The sequence below is a fragment of the Streptomyces sp. NPDC018031 genome (genome assembly GCF_044327625.1).
GTDB lineage: Bacteria > Actinomycetota > Actinomycetes > Streptomycetales > Streptomycetaceae > Streptomyces.
In genome coordinates this window covers 88,603-109,277 of sequence record NZ_JBIRFT010000012.1, presented here as the reverse complement: position 1 = coordinate 109,277, position 20,675 = coordinate 88,603, and the positions used below count along the sequence as shown (strand labels likewise).

17 protein-coding genes are annotated in these 20,675 nt (G+C 75.6%); 5 read left to right on the top strand and 12 right to left on the bottom strand.

Going from position 1 to position 20,675, the window contains the following annotated elements; genetic code table 11:
- Positions 1-51: 51 nt before the first annotated feature.
- Both egtB and egtA read right to left on the bottom strand, forming a co-directional pair.
- The gene (egtB, locus tag ACH4B3_RS24300) at positions 52-1,413 is read right to left on the bottom strand and encodes an ergothioneine biosynthesis protein EgtB (RefSeq protein ID WP_398465973.1); all 1,362 of its coding nucleotides are present in this window, start codon (positions 1,411-1,413) and stop codon (positions 52-54) included.
- A complete protein-coding gene (egtA, locus tag ACH4B3_RS24295) occupies positions 1,410-2,696 on the bottom strand; it encodes an ergothioneine biosynthesis glutamate--cysteine ligase EgtA (protein ID WP_398465971.1) in 1,287 nt (428 codons plus the stop codon). Before egtA ends, egtB begins: the two co-directional genes overlap by 4 nt.
- Before the next feature lie 368 nt (positions 2,697-3,064).
- On the opposite strand from egtA, the gene ACH4B3_RS24290 reads away from it, so the two are divergent.
- Together ACH4B3_RS24290 and ACH4B3_RS24285 are read left to right on the top strand one after the other, a co-directional pair.
- Positions 3,065-4,066 (top strand): NADPH:quinone oxidoreductase family protein, encoded by a 1,002-nt coding sequence (locus ACH4B3_RS24290; protein WP_398465969.1) that lies wholly within the window; start codon positions 3,065-3,067, stop codon positions 4,064-4,066.
- 382 nt (positions 4,067-4,448) lie between these two features.
- Positions 4,449-4,643 carry a hypothetical protein gene (locus ACH4B3_RS24285; protein ID WP_398465967.1) on the top strand — a complete coding sequence of 65 codons (195 nt, stop codon included), beginning with the start codon at positions 4,449-4,451 and terminating at the stop codon, positions 4,641-4,643.
- A gap of 45 nt (positions 4,644-4,688) precedes the next feature.
- Here ACH4B3_RS24285 and ACH4B3_RS24280 read toward each other — a convergent pair whose 3' ends face one another.
- The 3 genes from ACH4B3_RS24280 to ACH4B3_RS24270 all read right to left on the bottom strand — a co-directional run bounded on the left by ACH4B3_RS24280 (position 4,689) and on the right by ACH4B3_RS24270 (position 9,018).
- Positions 4,689-6,077, bottom strand: coding sequence for a family 2B encapsulin nanocompartment shell protein (locus ACH4B3_RS24280; RefSeq protein ID WP_398465965.1), 1,389 nt, complete (start codon positions 6,075-6,077; stop codon positions 4,689-4,691).
- Between the two features lie 134 nt (positions 6,078-6,211).
- Positions 6,212-7,624, bottom strand: coding sequence for a family 2B encapsulin nanocompartment shell protein (locus ACH4B3_RS24275; protein WP_398465963.1), 1,413 nt, complete (start codon positions 7,622-7,624; stop codon positions 6,212-6,214).
- A 119-nt stretch (positions 7,625-7,743) separates the two neighbouring features.
- Positions 7,744-9,018 (bottom strand): phosphodiester glycosidase family protein, encoded by a 1,275-nt coding sequence (locus ACH4B3_RS24270; protein ID WP_398465961.1) that lies wholly within the window; start codon positions 9,016-9,018, stop codon positions 7,744-7,746.
- A gap of 218 nt (positions 9,019-9,236) precedes the next feature.
- On the opposite strand from ACH4B3_RS24270, the gene ACH4B3_RS24265 reads away from it, so the two are divergent.
- Together ACH4B3_RS24265 and ACH4B3_RS24260 are read left to right on the top strand one after the other, a co-directional pair.
- Positions 9,237-10,091 (top strand): phosphatidylinositol-specific phospholipase C/glycerophosphodiester phosphodiesterase family protein, encoded by an 855-nt coding sequence (locus ACH4B3_RS24265; RefSeq protein ID WP_398465959.1) that lies wholly within the window; start codon positions 9,237-9,239, stop codon positions 10,089-10,091.
- Positions 10,092-10,154: 63 nt separating this feature from the next.
- Positions 10,155-10,646: a GNAT family N-acetyltransferase gene (locus tag ACH4B3_RS24260; protein ID WP_398465957.1), complete on the top strand. Its 492-nt coding sequence runs from the start codon at positions 10,155-10,157 to the stop codon at positions 10,644-10,646.
- 35 nt (positions 10,647-10,681) lie between these two features.
- Here ACH4B3_RS24260 and xylB read toward each other — a convergent pair whose 3' ends face one another.
- From xylB to ACH4B3_RS24245, 3 genes are all read right to left on the bottom strand, one after another.
- Positions 10,682-12,133, bottom strand: coding sequence for a xylulokinase (xylB, locus tag ACH4B3_RS24255; protein WP_398465955.1), 1,452 nt, complete (start codon positions 12,131-12,133; stop codon positions 10,682-10,684).
- Between the two features lie 230 nt (positions 12,134-12,363).
- Positions 12,364-13,707, bottom strand: a complete 1,344-nt coding sequence (locus tag ACH4B3_RS24250) for an SWF or SNF family helicase (RefSeq protein ID WP_398465953.1) — start codon at positions 13,705-13,707, stop codon at positions 12,364-12,366.
- On the bottom strand, positions 13,704-16,613 hold the full coding sequence (locus ACH4B3_RS24245) for a DEAD/DEAH box helicase (protein WP_398465951.1): 2,910 nt from the start codon (positions 16,611-16,613) through the stop codon (positions 13,704-13,706). Before ACH4B3_RS24245 ends, ACH4B3_RS24250 begins: the two co-directional genes overlap by 4 nt.
- 272 nt (positions 16,614-16,885) lie before the next feature.
- Here ACH4B3_RS24245 and ACH4B3_RS24240 point away from each other — a divergent pair, with 272 nt between their 5' ends.
- Complete coding sequence (locus tag ACH4B3_RS24240; RefSeq protein WP_398465950.1) at positions 16,886-17,317, top strand: GNAT family N-acetyltransferase; 432 nt, start codon at positions 16,886-16,888, stop codon at positions 17,315-17,317.
- Positions 17,318-17,474: 157 nt separating this feature from the next.
- Here ACH4B3_RS24240 and ACH4B3_RS24235 read toward each other — a convergent pair whose 3' ends face one another.
- The 4 genes from ACH4B3_RS24235 to ACH4B3_RS24220 all read right to left on the bottom strand — a co-directional run bounded on the left by ACH4B3_RS24235 (position 17,475) and on the right by ACH4B3_RS24220 (position 20,602).
- Positions 17,475-18,236 carry an aminotransferase class IV gene (locus ACH4B3_RS24235; RefSeq protein WP_398465948.1) on the bottom strand — a complete coding sequence of 254 codons (762 nt, stop codon included), beginning with the start codon at positions 18,234-18,236 and terminating at the stop codon, positions 17,475-17,477.
- Between the two features lie 63 nt (positions 18,237-18,299).
- The gene (locus ACH4B3_RS24230; RefSeq protein WP_398465946.1) at positions 18,300-19,046 is read right to left on the bottom strand and encodes an SDR family NAD(P)-dependent oxidoreductase; all 747 of its coding nucleotides are present in this window, start codon (positions 19,044-19,046) and stop codon (positions 18,300-18,302) included.
- 103 nt (positions 19,047-19,149) lie between these two features.
- On the bottom strand, positions 19,150-19,647 hold the full coding sequence (locus ACH4B3_RS24225; protein WP_398465944.1) for an SAM-dependent methyltransferase: 498 nt from the start codon (positions 19,645-19,647) through the stop codon (positions 19,150-19,152).
- A 139-nt stretch (positions 19,648-19,786) separates the two neighbouring features.
- A complete protein-coding gene (locus ACH4B3_RS24220) occupies positions 19,787-20,602 on the bottom strand; it encodes a hypothetical protein (RefSeq protein ID WP_398465942.1) in 816 nt (271 codons plus the stop codon).
- Positions 20,603-20,675: the final 73 nt, after the last annotated feature.

Below are 20,675 nucleotides of genomic sequence, written 5' to 3'. Positions count from 1 at the left end.
ACCACCTCCGCGCCGCGACCGTGTCCGGGCCCCGCCCCGCGCCGCGGGCCGTCATCGGGCCACCTCCGGGCCGGCGTCCCGCGCGGTGCGGAAGCCGGCGAAGATCTGCCGCCGCACCGGCAGGTCCCAGTTGCGGAAGGTGCCCCGGCAGACCACCGGGTCGACGGCGAACGAACCACCGCGCAGCACCTTGTGGTCGCTGCCGAAGAACACCTCCGAGTACTCCCGGTACGGGAACGCGGCGAAACCCGGGTACGGCAGGAAGTCGTCGCCCGTCCACTCCCACACATCACCGATCAGCTGCCGGACGCCCAGCGGCGAGGCGCCCTCGGGGTAGCTGCCCACCGGCGCCGGCCGTAGGTGCCGCTGGCCGAGGTTGGCGTGTGCCGGGCCGGGCTCGGCGTCACCCCAGGGGTAGCGGAGCGACCGCCCGGACGACGGGTCGTACCGGGCCGCCTTTTCCCACTCCGCCTCGGTGGGCAGGCGCCGCCCCGCCCAGCGGGCGTAGGCGTCGGCCTCGTACCAGGAGACGTGCAGCACCGGCTCCTCCTCGGGTACCGGCTCGACCACCCCGAAGCGCCGGCGCAGCCACTGCCGTCCGTCCGGCCGCCAGAACAGCGGGGCCCGCAGGTCGTGCTCGCGTACGAGGTCCCAGCCGGCGGCGGTCCACCACCGGCGGTCCCGGTAGCCGCCGTCCTCGATGAACCGCAGATAGGCGCCGTTGCTCACCGGCACCGTGTCGATGAAGTAGGCGGGCGTGTCCCGGCGGTGCGCCGGTCGTTCGTTGTCCAGTGCCCACGGTTCGGTGGAGGTGCCCATGGTGAACGGGCCGGCGGGGACCAGCACCTCCGCGGGCAGCAGGCCCGCCCCGGCCGGCGGCCCCGGCGGTGCGGGTGCGGTCAGCACGGCCGGGCCGCGGCGCAGCTGGTGGGTGATGAGCATCGTCTCGTCGTGCTGCTGCTCGTGCTGGGCGATCATGCCGAACGCGAACCCGGCGTCGACCAGCGGCGTGCCGTGCAGCGGCGACCGGTCCAGTACGTCCAGCACCCGGCCGCGCACCTCGGCCACGTAGCGACGGGCCTCGGCGGGCGGCAGCAGCGGCAGCGAGGGCCGCTCCGCCCGCGGGTGTTCGAACGCGTCGTAGACCTTGTCGATCTCCGGGCGCAGCGCCTGCTGCCCGGCCACCGCGCGCAGCAGCCACTGCTCCTCCTGGTTGCCGATGTGGGCCAGGTCCCAGACGAGCGGTGACATCAGCGGGGAGTGCTGCGCGGTCAGGTCGTGGTCGTCCACGCAGCCGGTCAGCGCATGGGTGCGGTCCCGCGCGGTGCGCAGCACCCGCTCGGCGCGGCGGCGCAGGATCTCGGGGTCGGCCGGGCCGGTCCACGGGTCGAGGGAGGCGTCGTGGGTGGTCATCGGGTGCGCTCCTTCCCGGTGGCGTGGCTGAGCAGGTCGTCGGCCGGACATCGGCCCCGGGCGACGTACCGGTCGGTGAACTCCGCCACCGCGGAGACGATGCCGGGAGAGGCGCCGATCCGGGGCAGCGCGTCCAGCGCCGCGGCGAAGCACAGCGCGGCCGCGGCGCGCAGCTCCGGGTCCGCCAGTCCGTACCGGGCGGCGTTGTGCCACAGCGGGTTGCGCGGCGCGGGCCCGGACCCGGCCGTCTCGGCCAGCGGCTTGACGGCGCGGTAGACGCTCTCGGCGGCCTGCTGGTCGTCGAAGAGCGCCGCGGTGACGGCGAGCGGAACCACCCAGCCCTCTTCCCCCGCCTGGGCGTCGATCATGCGCAGTTCGAGGTGGCCTCGCGGTCGGACCGGCGGGAAGAGCGTGGTCAGGTGGTAGTCGAGGTCCGCACGGGTGGGTCTGCGGCAGTCCCCGCCGCCGCGGATCCAGTCCCGGAAGGTGAGCCCGTCGGGTATCCGCCAGGGGCCGCCGTCCTCGGACCGGATCACCATCACCGGCGCGTCCAGTACGTACCCGGCCCAGGCGGCCCGCGGGTCGGGGCCGTCGGCCGGTGCCAGGGTCCGGCCGGGGTCCATCGCGGACCACAGGGCCTGCCGGGTGGAGCGGTAGCCGGTGGGGGCGCCCTCGCTGAGCGGGGAGTTGGCGAACGCCGCGCTGAGCACCGCCCCCAGCAGATGGGCCAGCCGCCAGCGGCGGCCGATGCCCAGCGGGCCGGGTTCCGCGTACCCGGCGTCCACGCACACCTGCACCGACGCGGTGCAGCACATCATGGAGCGCCCGGCGGGACCCAGGCGGTCGAAGTAACGCTCCATCGCGGAGTAGCGGTGGTCGTCGAGGAACCGGCGGGGCGGATGCCAGGGGTTGTGGCCGTGCCCGGCGAGTCCGAGGCCGGAGCGGGCGAGCAGCTCGCGGACGAGGGCGAGGTCGGCGGAGGTGGTCTCCACACAGGCGGTCAGGGAGTCCGCGGGCCGCGAACTGAGCTCCACCTGTCCGCCGGGTTCGAGGGTGAGCGCGGACCGCAGGGGCAGTTCGCGCAGGGCGCCTACGGCGGCGTCCAGCCGGTCGGGGGCGACGGGGGTCGCCGGGTCGTGCAGGTCGTGGACGAACCATTCCAGCTCGACTCCGATGAGCCGGGGTGGTCCGTTCTTGAAACAGATGCCGCGCAGGTGGGCCTCGTGGTCGGCCTCGGCCGCCGCGTCCCGCTCGGGCGCCTTGCGTTCGGGCACAGCTGTCATCTCCTGTCCCGTTCCCGGTGGTCGGTCCGCGGTGACGCGGACCGGGCTGTCGTCCACCACTGTCACGGGCGGCGGTCGCCGGTCTCAAGGGTGCCTACAGCCTTGCACACCGCCACCCGCCCCGCAGGGCGGCCGGGTGACGCTCGGTACACGCGGGGTGGCCGGCGGCGGCGGGCCCGCGCCCGCTCCCGGGCCGGCGGCGGTCGCGGCCCGTTCCGCCCCGGGGGTGAACGGGCCGCGGCGGGCGGTCGGCCCGGGAGCGGGCCGGGCCGGGCGGACGAGGTTCCCCCGGCGCCGACCGACCGCTTAGTATGCCGCTGGGGTGAGACCCCTCACCCCACCTCACGACGCTTGTGGGAGGCCACCGGATGCAGGCATGGCGAGTGCACGAGACGGGCGAACCGAACCGGGTGATGCGCCTGGAGGAGGTGCCGGATCCGGCACCCGGGCCCGGCGAGCTCCTGCTCCGGGTGCGCGCGGCGGGCGTCAACTTCCCGGACGCGCTGCTGTGCCGCGGCGAGTACCAGGTGCGGCCCCCGCTGCCGTTCACCCCCGGGCTGGAGCTGTGCGGGGAGATCCTCGCGGCCGGCGAGGGCGCGTCGGGCGAACCCGGCACCCGGGTGCTGGCGACCGCCGCCCTCCCGGCCGGCGGCTTCGCGGAGCGCACCGTGGTGCCCGCCACCGCCGTCCTGCCCGCCCCGGACGCCCTCGACGACGCCGAGGCCGCCGTCCTGCACATCGGCTACCAGACCGGCTGGTTCGGGCTCCACCGCCGGGCCCGGCTGCGCTCCGGGGAGGTACTGCTGGTGCACGCCGCGGCGGGCGGCGTCGGCAGCGCCGCCGTCCAGCTCGGCAAGGCCGCCGGTGCCACCGTCATCGGCGTGGTCGGCGGCGCGGACAAGGCCCGGACCGCCGAGCGGCTCGGCTGCGACGTGGTGATCGACCGGCACACCGACGACATCGCCACCGCCGTCAAGGACGCCACCGGGGGGCACGGCGCGGACGTGGTCTACGACCCGGTCGGCGGGGACGCCTTCGCCAAGTCCACCAAGTGCGTCGCCTTCGAGGGTCGCATCGTGGTGGTGGGCTTCGCCAGCGGCGTCATCCCCCGGGCGGCCCTCAACCACGCCCTGGTCAAGAACTACTCCGTGCTCGGCCTGCACTGGGGGCTGTACAACACCCACGACCCGGACGCGGTGCGGGCCTGCCACCGGGAACTGACCGCGCTCGCCGCCAAGGGCGCGATCACCCCCCTGATCAGCGAACGCGTCCCGCTCGCGGGGGCGGCGGACGCGGTGCAACGGGTGGCCGGCGGCCGCACCACCGGGCGCCTGGTGGTCGTCCCCGGCGGGGACGGGGACGGACGGTGAGCGGGGCCGCGGCACCGGCATGACCCGGCAGCCCCCGGCGCGCCGGTAGCCCGACCGGACCGGGGGCTCCGGGACCGCGCCGGGCACTCCGGGCGCCACCGGAGACACCCGGCCCGGCGGGTGAAGCAGCCCGGCCCGGACGGCCGAGGCGCCCGGCAGGGCCGCGGCACGGTCCCGCGGTGCCCGGCCGCCGCCCGGACCCGGCACGGTCCCGCGGTGCCCCGGCCCGGCCGGCCGGGGGAGCGGTACGGCATCCGTGCGGGTTTCGAACCGGCGATCTCCACCCGTCCGGAGCATCCCGCCTGCCCAGGTCACCGGCGTGCGGTGGGTGAGACTGGCGGCCCGACCCCGATCCGCCGAAGCGGCCCGAGGAGGCTCCGCCGTGGTCATGTCGATCTCCGTGGTCCTACTGCTCCTGATTCTGGCCGTGCTCTTCCTGCGCAACAGCGGACTGAAGCTCAGTCACGCCATCGTCTGCGGTCTGCTGGGGTTCACCCTCGCCGGCAGCAGCATCGCGCCCACCATCTCCGAGGGCATCGCCGCCACGGCGGACGTCGTCGGCAGCGTGCGCCCCTGACCCGGAAGGCCGGGGCGCACACCGCCGCGGACGCTCGGCCGCCGGTCAGCGGCCGATCTCGACGTCCTCCAGGACACCGAGCGCGTCCGGCACCAGCACGGCGGCCGAGAAGTAGGCGCTCACCAGGTAGGACGTGACGGCCTGCTCGTTGATCCCCATGAACCGGACGTTGAGGCTCGGCTCGAACTCGTCCGGGATCCCGGTCTGGTGGAGGCCGATGACGCCCTGGCTCTCCTCGCCGGTGCGCAGCGCGAGGATCGAGCTGGTGCCGCTCTCGCTCACCGGGATCTTGTTGCACGGCAGCAGCGGCACACCCCGCCAGGCACGCACCGGCACTCCCAGCACCTCCGCACCCGGCGGGTAGAGGCCGCGGCTGTTGCACTCCCGGCCGAACGCCGCGATCGTACGCGGATGCGCCAGCAGGTACTGCGTCTTGCGGCGCCGGGAGAGCAGTTCGTCGAGGTCGTCGGGGGTGGGCGGGCCGCTGCGGGTGGGGATGCGCTGGGTCAGGTCGGCGTTGTGCAGCAGACCGAACTCGCGGTTGTTGACCATCTCGTGCTCCTGGCGTTCGCGCAGGGCCTCCACGGTCAGCCGGAGCTGCTGTTCGACCTGGTTCATCGGTTCGTTGTACAGGTCGGCGACGCGGGTGTGGACCCGCAGCACGGTCTGCGCGACGCTCAGCTCGTACTCGCGGGGTTTCGGCTCGTAGTCCACGAAGGTGCCGGGCAGGGTGGGTTCCCCCGCATGGCCGGAGGCGATGGCGATGTCGGCCTCCCCCCGCCGGTTCCGCGCGGGCAGCGGTCGCCGCGCGGCCTCGTCGAGGTGGGCGCGGAGCGTCGCCGAGCGGTCGGCCAGCTCCTGGAAGGCGCTCCGGGACAGGGCCAGCACCGTGGTGCGGGTGACCGCCCTCACGGTGAACCCCCAGTCCCGGTCGGGGCCGGTCACACAGTCCTCGCCGAAGTAGTCGCCGTCCGTGAGCAGCCCCAGCGAGGCGGTCTCGTCGTACGCGCCGGAGGTCAGCCGGTCCACCTTGCCGTGCGCCACGAGGACCACCTCGCCGGCCGGCCGCCCGGCCTCCACGATGACGTCGCCCGGCGCGTACTGCCGCTGGACGAAGCGGTCCGCGAGGTCCTCCAGCACCTCGGAGTCGGCGAAGCCGCGCAGCAGCGGAAGCTCGGTCAGCTCCAGCGGGATGACCCGGACGTCCGTGCCGGTGGAGACGAACTCCACCCGCCCGTCGCCGAGGGTGTGGGTGAGCCGCCGGTTCACCCGGTAGGTGCCGGCCGACACCTGCACCCACGGGAGCACCCGCAGCAGCCACCGCGAGGAGATGCCCTGCATCTGCGGGACGGACTTGGTCGTCGTCGCCAGATTCCGGGCCGCCGGCGTACCGAGGCTCGACTGCGGTTCGCCGGACTCCACTGACGTCGTCATGAACGAAATTCACCCATTTCTCTGCACGGACAGGTCGGCGCGGACACCTGGAGCGGACAAAGGGAGAGGCGGGCCACGGAAAACCGGGGCGCGGGCGGTCCGCGGAACCGCGGGCCGGTTTTCCAGCCGCCGTATCAGTGTCCGATTTCGACGTTCTCCAGAATTCCCAACGCGTCGGGCACCAGGACGGCCGCCGAATAGTAGGTGCTCACCAGATAGGAGATGATCGCCTTTTCGCTGATCCCCATGAAGCGGACCGAGACTCCCGGCTGGTACTCGTCGGGGAGCCCGGTCCGGTGCAGGCCGATGACGCCCTGGTTCTCCTCGCCGGTGCGCAGCACCAGCACCGAACTGGTGCCGCTGGCGGTGACCGGGATCTTGTTGCACGGGAAGATCGGCACGCCGCGCCAGGCGGGCACGGAATGCCCTCCGACCTGGGCGCTCTGCGGCACCAGGCCCCGTCGGTTGAACTCCCGGCCGATCGCCGCGATGGCCCGCGGATGCGCCAGGATCAGCCCCGGGTCCTTCCAGACGGTCGCCAGCAGTTCGTCGAGGTCGTCCGGGGTCGGCGGGCCACTGCGGGTGGGGATGCGCCGGCCCAGGTCGGCGTTGTGCAGCAGACCGAACTCGCGGTTGTTGACCAGTTCGTGCTCCTGGCGTTCGCGCAGCGCTTCCACGGTCAGCCGGAGCTGCTGTTCGACCTGGTTCATCGGCTCGTTGTACAGGTCGGCGACGCGGGTGTGGACCCGCAGCACGGTCTGCGCGACGCTCAGCCCGTACTCGCGCGGCGCGGTCTCGTAGTCCGCGAAGACCCCCGGCAGGGCCGGCTCGCCGACGTGCCCGGAGGCGACCTCGATCGCCGCCTCGCCGTGCTCGTTCTGCGCCGGCCGCGGTGCCGCCCGGAACGCCGCCACGTGCTCCCGCAGCCCCCGGTCCCGGGCCAGCAGCGCCTCGAACTCGGACCTGGCCAGCGACAGCACGATGACGGAGGTCGCCGCCCGCGCGGTGTAGGACCAACTGCCGCCGTCGGCCCGGGCCAGCTCCGGCTCACCCAGGTGGTCGCCGTCGGCGAGCGTGCCCAGCACCGTGGGCTGGTCGTAGGCCCCCGCCCCCAGCTTCTCCACCTTGCCGTGCGCGATCAGCACCAGCTCGTCGGCCGGCCGGCCCGCCTCGACCACCAGCTCGCCGGGCGCCAGCTCGCGCTGGCGGAAACGGTCCGCCAGCGCGCCCAGCACCTCGGGGTCCTCGACCTCGCGCAGCAGGGGCAGCTCCCGCAGTTCGACCGGGATCACCCGCACCTCGGCCCCGGTGGAGACGAACTCCACCCGGCCGTCGCCGAGGGTGTGGGTGAGCCGGCGGTTCACCCGGTAGGTCCCGCCGGGCACCTGTACCCAGGGCAGCAACTTCAGCAGCCACCGCGAGGTGATGCCCTGCATCTGTGGGACGGACTTGGTCGTGGTGGCCAGATTCCGGGCGGCGGCCGTGCCGAGACTGAGCTGCGGATACGGATTCTCGTCGCCGGAAAGGGATTCCACCGAAGTCGTCATGAAGAATGTCCACCCACCCTGTACGGACCTGCACATGGAATTGCCGCGCGAGCAACACCGAAGCTAGCAGCGGCCGTTGGGCGGCGCAGTCACTCGAAAGGGTGGCATGATCGCTTGGGTTATGTTCGAGTGAATACGCCGATCCCGTTGGGCACCGCCCGCTCGGCGCCGGCCGAGGGGTGGTTCCGGACCGAGACCCGCTGCTCACCGGGGCCGCGCGCGACCAGGGTCGAGGAGCCCCCGCCGTCCAGGTTGACCGCGTCCTCGGCGCCCACCGCCCGCATCACCTCGGCCAGTTCGCCGACCGTCAGCCCCGAACGGTGCTCCGGTGCGCCGTCCAGCGCCAGGAGGTGGAACCGGCGGCCCTTCTCGCCCACCCCGGCCGCGGTGCGCACCGCGGCGGTGACCGTGTCGAGGCCCGCGAGCGGACGGTTGTCCCGGACGATGGGGAAGCCGCCGATCGCGAACCGCATCGCGGCCTTGGAGGTGCCGAGCAGCCGGTGGGTGACCCGCACCGGATCACCGACCCGCAGCCGGCGCAGCTCCCGCGCCCCCGCCTCCCGGCCGACCAGGACCACCGACCCCTTGGCGACGGCCCCCGCGCCCGGACGGTCGGCCACCGCCGCCACCCGGCCCTTGCGCACCGTCACCTCGTAGGTCTCGGTGCTGCACGGGGCCGAGCGGTCGGTGTCGGTGCCGCAGGTCGCCCGGACCCGGGAGGCGGTGCCCCAGTCCGGGGTGAACGCCCCGACGCCGCCCACCGCGACGGCGTACTGGTTGAGGCCGCGCAGCGGCAGCTTGCCGTGCGGGCCGGCCACCTCGCCCCGCAGGGTGAGCCGGTCGAGGCGCCCCCTGCCGTCGGTACCCACCCCGATGACGTCCTCGGTGCCGGTGCCCGGCGGCAGGGCCGGCCCGAACCGCTGCCCGGCCGGCACCGCGGCCTTGAGCCGCCGGCCGCCGGCCACCGCGGGGCCGACCGGCGCGCCGGTCGCCTCCACCCCCGGGTGCTGGGCCTCGGAGATGTTGAAGAAGTCGCCGTTCACCGCCGCCACCGCGCCGCGCGCGTCCGCCAGCCGGGACAGCGGGGCGCGGGCGCCCACCGCACCTGGGTGGACCAGGTCCATCGCCACCCGCGGATGCTTCAGGTCGACGCTGACCAGATGGCCGTGGGCGGTGCCATGCGAGGAGGACAGCGAGAACTCCCGGTAGACCACGCCCGGGGCGAGGGTGTCCGCCGCGTGGAACCGGACCGAGGGCGCGGCGCCCTGGGCCGGAGCCGCGCCGGCGAGCCCGCCGCCGAGCAGCGCCGCCCAGGTGCCGAGCCCCGCGACCACCGCCCGCCACCGTCGCCGGTGGGCCCCGCCGCGGTGTCCCTTGCGTGCACGTCGTGTCACGATCCCCCCAGGTGGATGCGGCAACCGGCAACGGTCCCATGGCACCAGGGAATTCACCACGGCCGCCCGGAACTCGGGGGAAATGGCCGAAGACGGCCGGTGGAACTCTTGCTACCTCCCTGCCCACCGGGCCCGGCGGCCCCGATACTCTCTGGCGTCCACCGCCGCCATCCGCACCCACCCCGGCCGCGTGCCGGGTCGACCGCCGGGAGGTCCCCATGGCCCGCCAGACGCGCCGTGCCTTCGTCGTCACCCTCGGAGCCGCCGTGGCGGGCGGCGCGGCCGCCCCGGCCTTCGGGCACCGAACCGGCGGCCCGGGCGCGGTGCGGCCGCTGCGCGCGGCCCACGCCCACAACGACTACGAGCACCCGAGGCCGCTGCTGGACGCCCTCTCGCACGGCTTCACCAGCGTCGAGGCCGACATCTGGCTCGTGGACGGGGCGCTGCTGGTCGCCCACGACGCGGCCGACCTGGACCCGGCGCGTACCCTGGAGGCCCTCTACCTCGACCCGCTGGTCCGCCGGATCAAGGCCAACCACGGCCGGGTCTACCGCGGGCACGACGTCTCGCTGCAACTGCTCATCGACCTCAAGACCGCGGGTGACCCCACCTACCGCGCCCTGGCCAGGACGCTGCGCCGGTACGGCCCCGTCCTCAGCACGGTGTCCGGCACCGCGGTGCGGCGCGGCCCGGTGACGGCCGTGATATCCGGTGACCGTGCCGCCCGCGGCCCCATGGAGGCGGAGCGGGTCCGGCGCGCCTTCTACGACGGACGGCTGGAGGATCTGGACACCGGGGTCCCGGCCTCCTTCATCCCGCTCGTCAGCAGCAACTGGAACCACAGCTTCGACTGGCAGGGCTTCGGCCCGATGCCGGGGGCGGAGCGGGAGCGGCTGCGGCAGATCGTGGCCACGGCGCACGGGAGCGGCCGCCGGGTCCGGTTCTGGGCCACCCCGGACGCCCTCGGCCCGGCGCGTACGGCGGTCTGGCACGAGCTGCTCGACGCGGGTGTCGATCACATCAACACCGACGATCTGGCGGGCCTGGAGGACTTTCTTCGTAAAATACGCTGATCGGTCACGGTCGCATCGTAATCGGGTGGCGGCCGCCGGGCGCCGACCGCCATGCTGACCACCATGCACATCAGGCACGCGACCTCCGGCGACTGGCCCGCCATCTGGCTTTTCCTCCGCCACATCGTGAGCGACCGGGAAACCTTCACCTATCCGGCGGACATCGGGGAGGAGTTGGCCCGGGACATCTGGATGCTCGATGCCCCGGGGCGCACCGTGGTCGCGGTCGACGCGTCCGGAACGGTCCTCGGCTCGGCGAAGATGAACCCCAACCAGATGGGCCCGGGCGCGCACGTCTCCAGCGCCAGCTTCATGGTCGACCCCGCCCACCAGGGACGCGGCGTCGGGCGCGCGCTGGCCGAACACGCGCTGGCCTGGGCGCGGGCCGAGGGGTACCGGGGGATGCAGTTCAACGCGGTCGTCGAGACCAACACGCACGCGGTGGCGCTCTACCGCTCGCTGGGTTTCGAGGTGGTCGGAACCGTACCCGGGGCGTTCGCCCATCCGAGTCTGGGCTACGTCGGCCTGCACGTGATGTACTGCCCGTTCCACTGACCGCGGCGCGCCGTCGGGCCGGCGGTGACCGGACGTCAGCCGTGCCGCAGCAGGCCGTCGGCGCCGGACAGCACGGCGGCGATCCGCTCCAGCGTCCCGTCGTCACGCGCCACCGGCTCGTGGAGCGGTCCGTCGGCCGTGCCCCAGCGCCGGGCCACCGCCGCCGGGTCCTCGCCCAGCAGCAGCCCCGCGGCCTGGGCGGCGGCGCCGAGGGCCACCAGGTCCCGGGCCCGGGGCACCCGCACCGCGCGACCGGACAGCCGGCGCACCGTCTCCCGCCACCCGGCGCCCTGCGCGCCACCACCGATGAGCAGCAGCGGGGCGTCCGGGTCCGGGTCCGGGCCGCAGACCCGGCCGAGCGCGGTCAGCAGACTGAACACCGCTCCGTCGTAAGCCGCCTGGAGGACCTGGCCCGCGGTGGTGGTGGACCGCAGCCCGTGCAGCAGCCCCGAGGCGAACGGCAGGTCCGGGGTCCGCTCGCCGTCGAGGTAGGGCAGCACCACCACCGGGCCGGCCGGCTCCACCGCCTCCCGGTCCCGGCCGAGCAGCGCCGCCACCCGGTCCACCGCGAGCGTGCAGTTGAGGGTGCAGGCCAGCGGCAGCCACGCGTCCCGGGCGTCCGCGAAGCCGGCGACCACCCCGGTGGCGTCGGCCGGCCGGTCCGCGGAGACGGCGTAGACGGTTCCGGAGGTGCCGAGGCTGAGGACCGGCGACCCGGGGCGCAGGCCCAGCCCGAGCGCGGCGGCCATGTTGTCACCGGTGCCCACGGCCACCAGGGCGCCCTCGGGCAGCGGCTGCCCGGGCAGTCCGCGTACCGTCCCGACGGCCTCGCCGTGCCGCACCACGTGCGGCAGCAGCTCCGTCGGCAGTCCCACGTGACGGAGGATCTCCTCGTCGTAGGACTCGGTGCCGGCGTTCCACCAGCCGGTGCCGGACACGTCGCCGCGGTCCGTGGTACCCCGGCCGGTCAGGCGCTCGGTCAGATAGTCGTGCGGCAGCCGCACGGCGGCCGTATCGCGCGCGGCGTGCGGTTCCCGCTCCCGCAGCCACGCCCACTTGGTCACGGTGAACGCCGGGGCGGGCACGCTGCCGACCCGTTCGGCCCACGCCCGCGCGCCGCCCAGCTCCCGGACCAGCCGGTCCCGCTGCGGGGCGGAACGCACGTCGTTCCAGAGCAGGGCGGGGCGGACCGGACGGCCGCGGGCGTCCAGGGTGACCAGCCCGTGCTGCTGGGCGGCCACGGAGACGGCGGCGGTCTGCCGGACCCAGGGGCCGCACCGGTGGAGCGCCTCGACCAGCGCCTGCCACCATTCCTCCGGCTCGCTCTCCCGGCCGCCGTCCCGGCCGTGGACGGTGTGCGGTGCCAGGCCGCGGGCCACCACCCGCCCGGTCGGCGCGTCGACCAGCAGCACCTTGGTGCCCTGCGTGGAGCTGTCCACGCCGACCACCAGAGGCCCGTCCGGTGCGGGCAGCGGGGCTGCGGCCATCGCGCTCTCCTCGGGTACGGCGGTGCGGCGGGTGCGGCCGGGCCGCCTGCCGCCGCACCGGTACGGTGGCCCGTCCAGCATGCTGGCAGCTCCCGCCGGCCTCAACTCCGCGCCCGCCGCGCCCCGGCCACCGCCGCCCGCCCGGCGGTCTCCCTCCGTCCCCGCCCCGCGGCGACCGGACCGGTCCCGGCGGGTGCCCGCTCCCCGCGGCGCACCCGCCGGGCGCCGGGTCACCCGTCCAGCAGCGCGGCCAGGGCCACCGCCGGGTCGCGGCCGGCCGGCCCGGCGGGCCACCAGCCGCCCCGCTCCTTCCGGTACGGCCACCAGCGTCCGTCCGGCCCGTAGCGCAGCTGCGCCCCGGTGCCCACCACCGTCCACCGGTTCGCGGTGGCGCGCAGCCGGGGCGCCCGGTCGTCGTCCTGCCAGGCACCGGCCAGCTGGGCGCGGGCGCGGGTGAGTGCCTCCGCGTCCGGCACCCACTCCTCCTCCAGGACGGCCAGCGACACCGGGCCGCCGTGCCGCCAGGCGGTCACCGCGCGCTCCAGGTCGGTCCGGCCGCGTCCGCAGCCCGCGGCCAGCCGGTCGCCGGCCGCGCGGCCGACCGGTGAGTCCCCGTCCGCCGAGGCGATCATGCGGACCGCGTCCTGCCAGACGGTCGGCTCGGCCGGCAGCGGGGTGTCCGCGTGGCCCGGTGCCAGCGCCGCCAGCAGCAGTCGGTGGGCGCGCGCCGCGGCGTCCGCGACGAGGAACTCCAGCGCCGCCGGGTCGAGCCCCGGGGCGGGCTCGGTGCCTCCGTCGAGCGCCGGCGGGCGGGCCGGGGCGGTCACCGCCGGGGGCGGAGCGGGCAGCGGGGCCACCGAGCCGGCCAGGGCGAAGACCTCCGCCGCCGGTATGCCCCGCGAGCCGGGCGACGGCGGAGGGGCGTCCACGGCGGGCCGCTCGCCGGCCGTGCGCACGGCCCGGGTGGCGCTGCGCACCTGGAGTTCGTCCAGCAGGTCCCGTTCCCCCCGGCCGCGCATCAGCAGCAGCACGAAGGGGTCCTGGTCCAGCAGCCGGGCCACCTGGTAGCAGAGCGCCGCGGTGTGCGGGCAGTGGTCCCAGGCGTCACAGGCGCACTCCGGTTCCAGGTCGCCGATCCCGGGCAGCAGGTCGACACCGGCCGCCGCCGCGTCCTCCACCAGGTCCGGCGGCATGTCCCGGTCGAGCAGCGCGGCGATGTGCCCGGCGCGGTCCGCCACGACCTCCAGCAGCCGGTCCCAGGCGTCCGCGTCCAGCTCCTGGAGCAGCACGTCGGAGCGGTACGAGGTGCCGTCGCGGTCCCGGACCACGGCGGTGATCCGGCCCGGGCGCACCGACACCGCGCCCACCGCGCCCTCCCGGGCCTGCTTGCGCCCCTGCTTGAGCTGCTGCCCGTCGAGCGCCGTGTCCTCCAGCGCCTTGAGCCAGGCCCGCCCCCACCAGCTGTCGGCGAAACCGCGCCCGCGGGCGGGCGGCAGCGCGGCGAAGGTGCGCTCCTCGGCAGCGGGGAGCGGCTCCTCCCCGAAGGCGTGCTCGTCGTCGTGGTGTCCCGTCATCGCGTGCTCCCCGTCAGCTGCACGAGCTCGGCCAGTTCGGCGTCGGTCAGTTCGGTCAGCGCGGCCTCTCCGGAGCCGAGCACCGCGTCCGCCAGTTCCCTCTTGCGTTCCAGCAGGGCCGCGATGCGGTCCTCCACGGTGCCCTCGGTGACCATGCGGTGGACCTGCACCGGCCGGGTCTGGCCGATGCGGTAGGCGCGGTCGGTGGCCTGCGCCTCGACGGCCGGGTTCCACCAGCGGTCGAAGTGCACCACGTGCTCGGCGCGGGTGAGGTTCAGGCCGGTGCCGGCCGCCTTGAGGGACAGCAGGAAGACCGGCGCCGCCCCGTCCTGGAACTCCCGCACCATCGCGTCGCGCCGGGCCACCGGCGTGCCGCCGTGCAGGAACAGCGTCGGCACGCCGCGCGCCGCCAGGTGCCGTTCCAGGAGGCGGGCCATCTGCACGTACTGCGTGAAGACGAGCACGCCCGCGTCCTCGGCGAGGATGGTGTCCAGCAGTTCGTCCAGCAGCTCCAGCTTCCCCGAGCGGCCGGCGATCCGCGGTTCGTCCTCCTTGAGGTACTGCGCCGGGTGGTTGCAGATCTGCTTGAGCGCGGTGAGCAGCTTGACGATGAGCCCGCGCCGGGCCAGGGCGTCGGCGCCGGAGATCTCCGCCAGCATCTCGCGCACCACCGCCTCGTACAGGGTGGCCTGTTCGGCGGTGAGGGACACCGCGCGGTCGGTCTCGGTCTTAGGCGGCAGCTCCGGGGCGATGCCCGGGTCCGACTTCCGGCGCCGCAGCAGGAACGGCCGGATCAGGCGGGCCAGCCGCTCGGCGGCGGTCGGGTCGGCCGCCCCGGCGGCCGCTCCGCCCTCGATGTGCTGGGCGTAGCGCCGGCGGAAGGCGCCGAGGGTGCCCAGCAGCCCGGGCGTGGTCCAGTCGAGGATCGCCCACAGTTCGGTGAGGTTGTTCTCGACCGGGGTGCCGGAGAGCGCCACCCGGGCCTTGGCGCCGATGGTGCGCAGCTGCTTGGCGGTCGCCGAGAACGGGTTCTTGACGTGCTGTGCCTCGTCGGCGACGAGCAGCCCCCAGGGGCCGGCGCCGGCCAGCCGCGCCGCGTCCAGGCGCATGGTGCCGTACGTGGTCAGGACGAACTCGCCGTCCGCGAGGCCCTCCAGGGTGCGCCCCGGGCCGTGGTGACGACGCACCGGGGTGCCGGGCGCGAACCGCTCGATCTCCCGCTGCCAGTTGCCCATCAGCGAGGCCGGGCAGACGACCAGGGTCGGGCCGGCGGCCTCCGGCGCGGTCTGCCGGTGCAGATGGAGGGCGATCAGGGTGATGGTCTTGCCCAGGCCCATGTCGTCGGCGAGGCAGCCGCCCAGACCCAGGGAGGTCATCCGGTCCAGCCAGTCCAGGCCGCGCAGCTGGTAGTCGCGCAGCGTCGCGGCGAGCGCGGCGGGCTGGGCCACCGGGCGGCGGCCCGGCTCCTCGGGGCGGGCGATACGGTCCCGCAGCGCGGCCAGCCAGCCGGACGCCTCCACCTCCACGGTGCCGTCGGCGGTCTCCGCCCGCCCGGTGAGGGCGGCGCCCAGTGCCTCGACGGGGCTGAGCTTGTGGTCGGCCCGGCCGCGGTCGCGGGCCCGGCGGACCGCCTCCGGATCGATCACCACCCACTGGTCGCGGAGCCGGACGACGGGGCGGGCGGCTTCGGCCAGCCGGTCCAGTTCGGCCTGGGTGAGCTGCTCGTCGCCCAGCGCGAAGCGCCAGTCGAAGCCGAGCAGCGCGTCGGCGGAGAGGAAGGAGGGGAGTCCGGGTTCCGGCCGGCCGGCCCGGTCCGGGTCGCCGTCCGGATCCGGGTCGCCGGCCGGGCCCACCACGGCGCGGGCGGTGAGCGGGCGCATCAGCTCCCTGGGCCAGTGCACTTGCACCCCCGCGGCCTCCAGGGCGCCGGTGGCGGACCCCAGCAGCTCGCCGACCTCCTCGTCGGCGAGGTCGATGGCGTCGGGTACGGCGGCGTCCAGCAGCGGGGTGAGGGCGGGCCAGGCGCGGGCGGCCCGGCGCAGGGTCAGCAGCGCGTCCATCCGGGCGCGCGGTCCGAGCGCGGAGAGCAGGGGGGTGGCCTCGGCCCAGACGTCGGCGGCGTCGGCGACGAGCGCGGGGTCGGCGAGGCTGTGCAGCTGGAGTACCGCACGGAGGCCGGGCCCCGTTTCGTCGTCGGTGGCGAGGCCCCCCGGCGGGCCGGTGACCTCCACACGCAGCGAGAGCCGCACGCCCGCGTCGTGTCCGGCGGCGATGTCGGCGGCCCAGGCGCGCTGGGCCGGCAGCCGCTGGGGCTCGGGGGCGGCGAAGGCGGGGCCGCCGGCGGCCAGCGCGGCGGCGGGGGAGCGGGGCAGGCCGTCCGCGACGGCGTCGAGGAACGCGCGGACCAGTGGCTCGGCGTCCGGGAGCAGCGTGGCGCCGGGGCCGGGCAGCGGCACCGCACGTGCCTCGGGCGGCATCGCGGCGGCCAGTTCCCGTACCCGCCGCAGGTCCTCGGGGGCGAGCGGTCCCATCCGCCAGGCGTCGTGGTCGGTCGCGGTGAGGCCCGGCAGCAGCCGGCCGCGGGCGGCGAGTTGCAGGGCGAGGACCGCCACGGAGCCCCAGTAGGCCGCCGCCGGGTGGGCCCGGGTGGCACGGGCGCGGGTGAGCACCGGCAGTGCCGTGCGGACCGGCAGCAGCAGGGCGGGCACGGTCCGGGTGGTGACGCCGGAGCCCTCGGGGGTGACGACGGTCAGGTCCTCGGCCCGGCCGTGGGCGGTGGCGGGCGGGCCGTCCGGGTGCCAGAAGGCGACCTGGCCGGTGCGTGCCGGGTCGGCGGGGAGGAACACCGCGGAGCAGCGGACGAGTTCGGAGATCTCGGAGGGCGTTGCCGCGGAGGGTGGTGTCACAGCGATGACGCATTCCTCAAATTTGACTAGTGGAAGCAGGGATCGCCGAGGGTACCTGGTGAAGTCGCCCGATGGGCGCGTTCGGTGAGTGATGTGCGTCACGGCGAGTCGGTCGGTGCCGGCACCCCGACCGCCCGGCCGGCCCCGCTCCCCGGGCGGCTCGCGGACCCCGGGGCCCCGTCCCCGCCGTCCGGCGCCCCCCGGACGCCCCATGGCGCCCGTCGCAGGCACCCAGGGCGGTCACCGCCGGCGCGCCGCGTACAGTTCCCGCTATGAAGATCGAAGACCTGGAGCCGGGCGATCCCCGGCTGACCACCGACGTCCTGCCGGTGCTGCGGGAACTCCGCCCGCACCTCACCGAGGAGACCTTCCGCGCGGTCCGCGAGCGCGGCCACGCCCAGGGGCTGCGCTTCACCGCGGCGTACTCGGACGAGGGCGACTGCCTCGGAGTGGCCGGCTGGCGGGTGATGGACACCACCGCCACGCTGCGCAAGCTCTACGTCGACGACCTGGTGACCGCGGCCCTCGCACGCTCCACCGGCGTCGGCCACGCCCTCCTGGCCCATCTGGAGGAACACGCCCGCCGGGCCGGCTGCAGCGTCCTCAACCTGGACTCCGGCACCCACCGCACGGACGCCCACCGCTTCTACTTCCGCGAGCGGATGGCCGTCACCGCCTTCAACTTCGACAAGCCGCTGGACTGACGGGCCCGCCCCGCCGCCGGGCGGCGCTCCCGGTGGGCGAGCACCGGCCGCGGGTGCGTTCGTCTGCCGGGTGGGTATGTCCGGGCGCCCGCGCGAGCACCGCCCGCGCGCGTGCGCGGCCGGGCGCGCCGCGGTACGCCCGCCCCCTCCGGCGGGCTCAGACCGGGTCCCACGCCACCGCGTCGTACGCCGCCGCGACCCGCTTCATCACCTCGGCGTCGACCGGGTACGCCACATCGCCGATCCGCTCCACCGGGGCGAACCCCTCCGAGTTGGTGACGAAGGCCGCCCGGTAGGACGGCAGGCCGGCCAGGGTCACCCGGCGGCGCTCCGAGGGCAGCCGCGGTTCCAGCAGCGCCATGGTGATGCCCAGCAGCGCGGGGGCGTCCGGCCACACCACCGAGGCGCCGTCCCAGAAGGCGATGTTGGTGACCGCGCCCTCGGCCACCACCCCCCGCGGATCCGTCAGCAGCGCCTCGTCGTGTCCGGCGCGGCGGGCGGCCGCCAGGAAGTGGTTCTGGCCGAAGACCCCGAGGTGCTTGATGTGCGCGACCTCCCGGACGAACGGCACCGGCAGCAGGCTCCGGGGCCGGCCGGGCATCGTCCGGGGCGGTCGTACCGTGACCATCAGGGTGGCCCGCTCGTCGCCGTCGGGCCAGTAGACGTGGACGCGGACCGAGGCGTCGTGCACCCCGGCCGCGTCCAGCGCGTGCCGGACGTCGGTCCGGACCCGCTCGGGGTCCAGGTCGCCGCCGAACAGTTCCCGGGTCGCCGACCGGAGCCGGCCGAGGTGGAGTTCGAGTCCCCGCACCCGGCCGGTCCTGACCTGCATCGCCGTGAAGTGCCCGTAACCGGTGAGCGCGGGCAGGCGCAACGCGTCCGCGGTGGCGGGCGCCCCGTTGATCTCTATGTGCGTCATGAACTCACGGTAGCGGCGGGGCCGGGGCGCCACGGCGGCCGCGTGCGGCCCGGTGGGGGCGCGTCAGCGTCCGGGGAGCGCACCGCCGTTGACCTGTACCACCTGTGCCGTCAGGTGCCCGGCGGCGGCCGAGGCGAGCCAGTGCAGGGTCCGCGCGACGTCGTCGGGGGTACCCGCCCGGCCGGTCACGCTCTGCGCCGCCCGCGCCCGGTGGTCCTCCTCCGCCATGTGCGGGCCGAAGAACTCGGTGTCCTCGATGTATCCCGGGGCGACCACGTTCACCGTCACACCGCCGGGGCCCAGCTGCCGGGCGAGGTCGAAGGCGTACGGATGGAGGGCCGCCTTGGCCCCCGCGTAGGCGCCCGTCCCCGAACCCCGGTAGGCCGCGATGGAACTGACGAACAGCACCCGCCCGCCGGGAGCGGTGAGCCGGTCGCGCAGCGCCTCGGTGAGCAGGGCGGCGGTCAGTACGTTGATCCGGAAGTTGACCGTCCAGTCGTGGGCGACTGCCGCCAGCGGGTCGGCCGTGCCGGCGTCCGGCTCCAGACCGCCGTTGCCGCCCGCGCAGTTGAGCAGCACATCGACGCGGCCCAGCGCTTCGGCGGCGAACGCGGCCGCGCCCCGGGCGCCGTCGGGCTCGCCGAGGTCGGCCGCGTACCACCGCGCGCCCGGTACCCCGGCCGCCGCCCGTTCCAGTACCTCCGCGCGCCGCCCGAGCAGCAGCACCCGGTCCCCGTCGGCAGCGAAGGTCCGGGCGGCCGCGAGGCCGATGCCGGTGCCACCCCCGCTGATCACCACAGTGCGTGTCATGTCCCCGAGGCTAACCGGGCGGTGCCCGCGGAGCCGGGGCCGGGCCGTCCGGCCCGGCCAGGGCCCGGCACGGGCCGGACGGCCCGGCGGACGGTCCGACGGCTCAGTAGTAGGAGCGCATCAGCTCCACCGACCACGGCGGCTGCACCACCTCGCCGCGCGGCCCGAACTCCGCCATGTACGGCTTGATGTCGAGCACCGGAGTGCCGTCGACCGCGTCCAGGCCCGCCACCTCGATGTCCAGACCGTCGACCGACAGCAGCCGGCAGCGCGAGACGCCCAGCCGGTTGGGCCGGTTCTTGGCGCGCTGCGCGAACACCCCGGTGAGCGGCCAGTCGGGGTTGCCGCGCGGATGCCGCGCCCCGGTCTCCACCTTCCGCTCGTCGACCCGGTCGAAGTGGTAGACGACCTCCAGATGGGAGAAGTCGGCGAGCCCGTACAGCGCCTCGGGCCCGAACCGGGAGCCGTCCAGCCGGATGACCGCCGTGACCGGGCCCCAGTCGTCGTCCGTCACCGTCGTCCGGCCACCGGTCACCCGGCCCACCGGCAGCACCTCCACCGGCCGTATCCGGTCCGGCTCCGCCCGCTCGGACGTGTCCATGGCCCTCTCCTCACCGGGCGGGAGCCCCGCTCCGCCCTGCCGGCACGCGTCGATCACTACCCGGTGATCATGACAGCCGGGTGGTGGACGCGACGCGCCGGGCCGGTCCCGCCGGGCGGGAGCGGGGCACCACCCCGGCTCAGTGCGGACGGACCGCCAGGTCGTCCAGGGCGGTCAGCAGACCGGGCAGTTCCGGCCCCCTGCCGACCGGCAGCACCTCGCCGGGCGCCTCGTCCAGCAGCACGAACGCGATGTCGTCGGTCCGGGCCACCATGCTCCAGCCCGGCCCGTCGGCGCGCAGCGTACGGGCCTCGCCGGAGGCGAACGCGGACCGCACCCGGCCCGGCGGGGGAGGGGAGTCCAGATAGGCGCGCGCTTCCGACAGCACCCGCCGCACCCCGCCGTGCGGCTGCTGCCCGGAGGGGACGAAGGTGTCGTCGTCGCTGATCCGGGACCGCCAGGCGGCCCACTGGAGCGCGATCTCGTCCGCCCCCAGCCGCCGTTGGGCCGGCCCCCACTCCCCGGAGTCCGGCGGGGCGAGCGCCCGCGGGGCCGCCTCCCGGGCCTCCGCCGGGACCGGGTCGTGCGGGGCGGGCACCCCCGGCGCGGCCACCGCCACCGCCAGCGGCCAACCCGGCAGCGAGACCAGCACCGAGCGCGGGGCGACGGCCAGTTCGTACTCCATGCCGCAGTCCCAGGCGGCGACCGCACAGGCGACCAGCGAGACGTCGTCGGTCACCACCGTCCACCGCGCCCCGGCACCGTCCTGGCCGAGCACCAGCCCGTAACCCGCCTCGTACGGCGCCAGGCCGAGGGCCGCGCACGCCTCGGGGAAGTCGTCGCCCAGCACACTGGGGAACTGGGCCGGTGTCAGCAGAACCGCGGTCAGCACATACAGCGCGTCTCCGCCGGACTCCTCCGGCTCCGTCGGGGGCGTCCCCTCCGTCGTGGCCACGGCGGCCTCCTCTTCCCGAACCGTTCCGTCGTGCGGGCGCACCTTAACCAGCGAGTAGCCGCGGCGTCGAGAG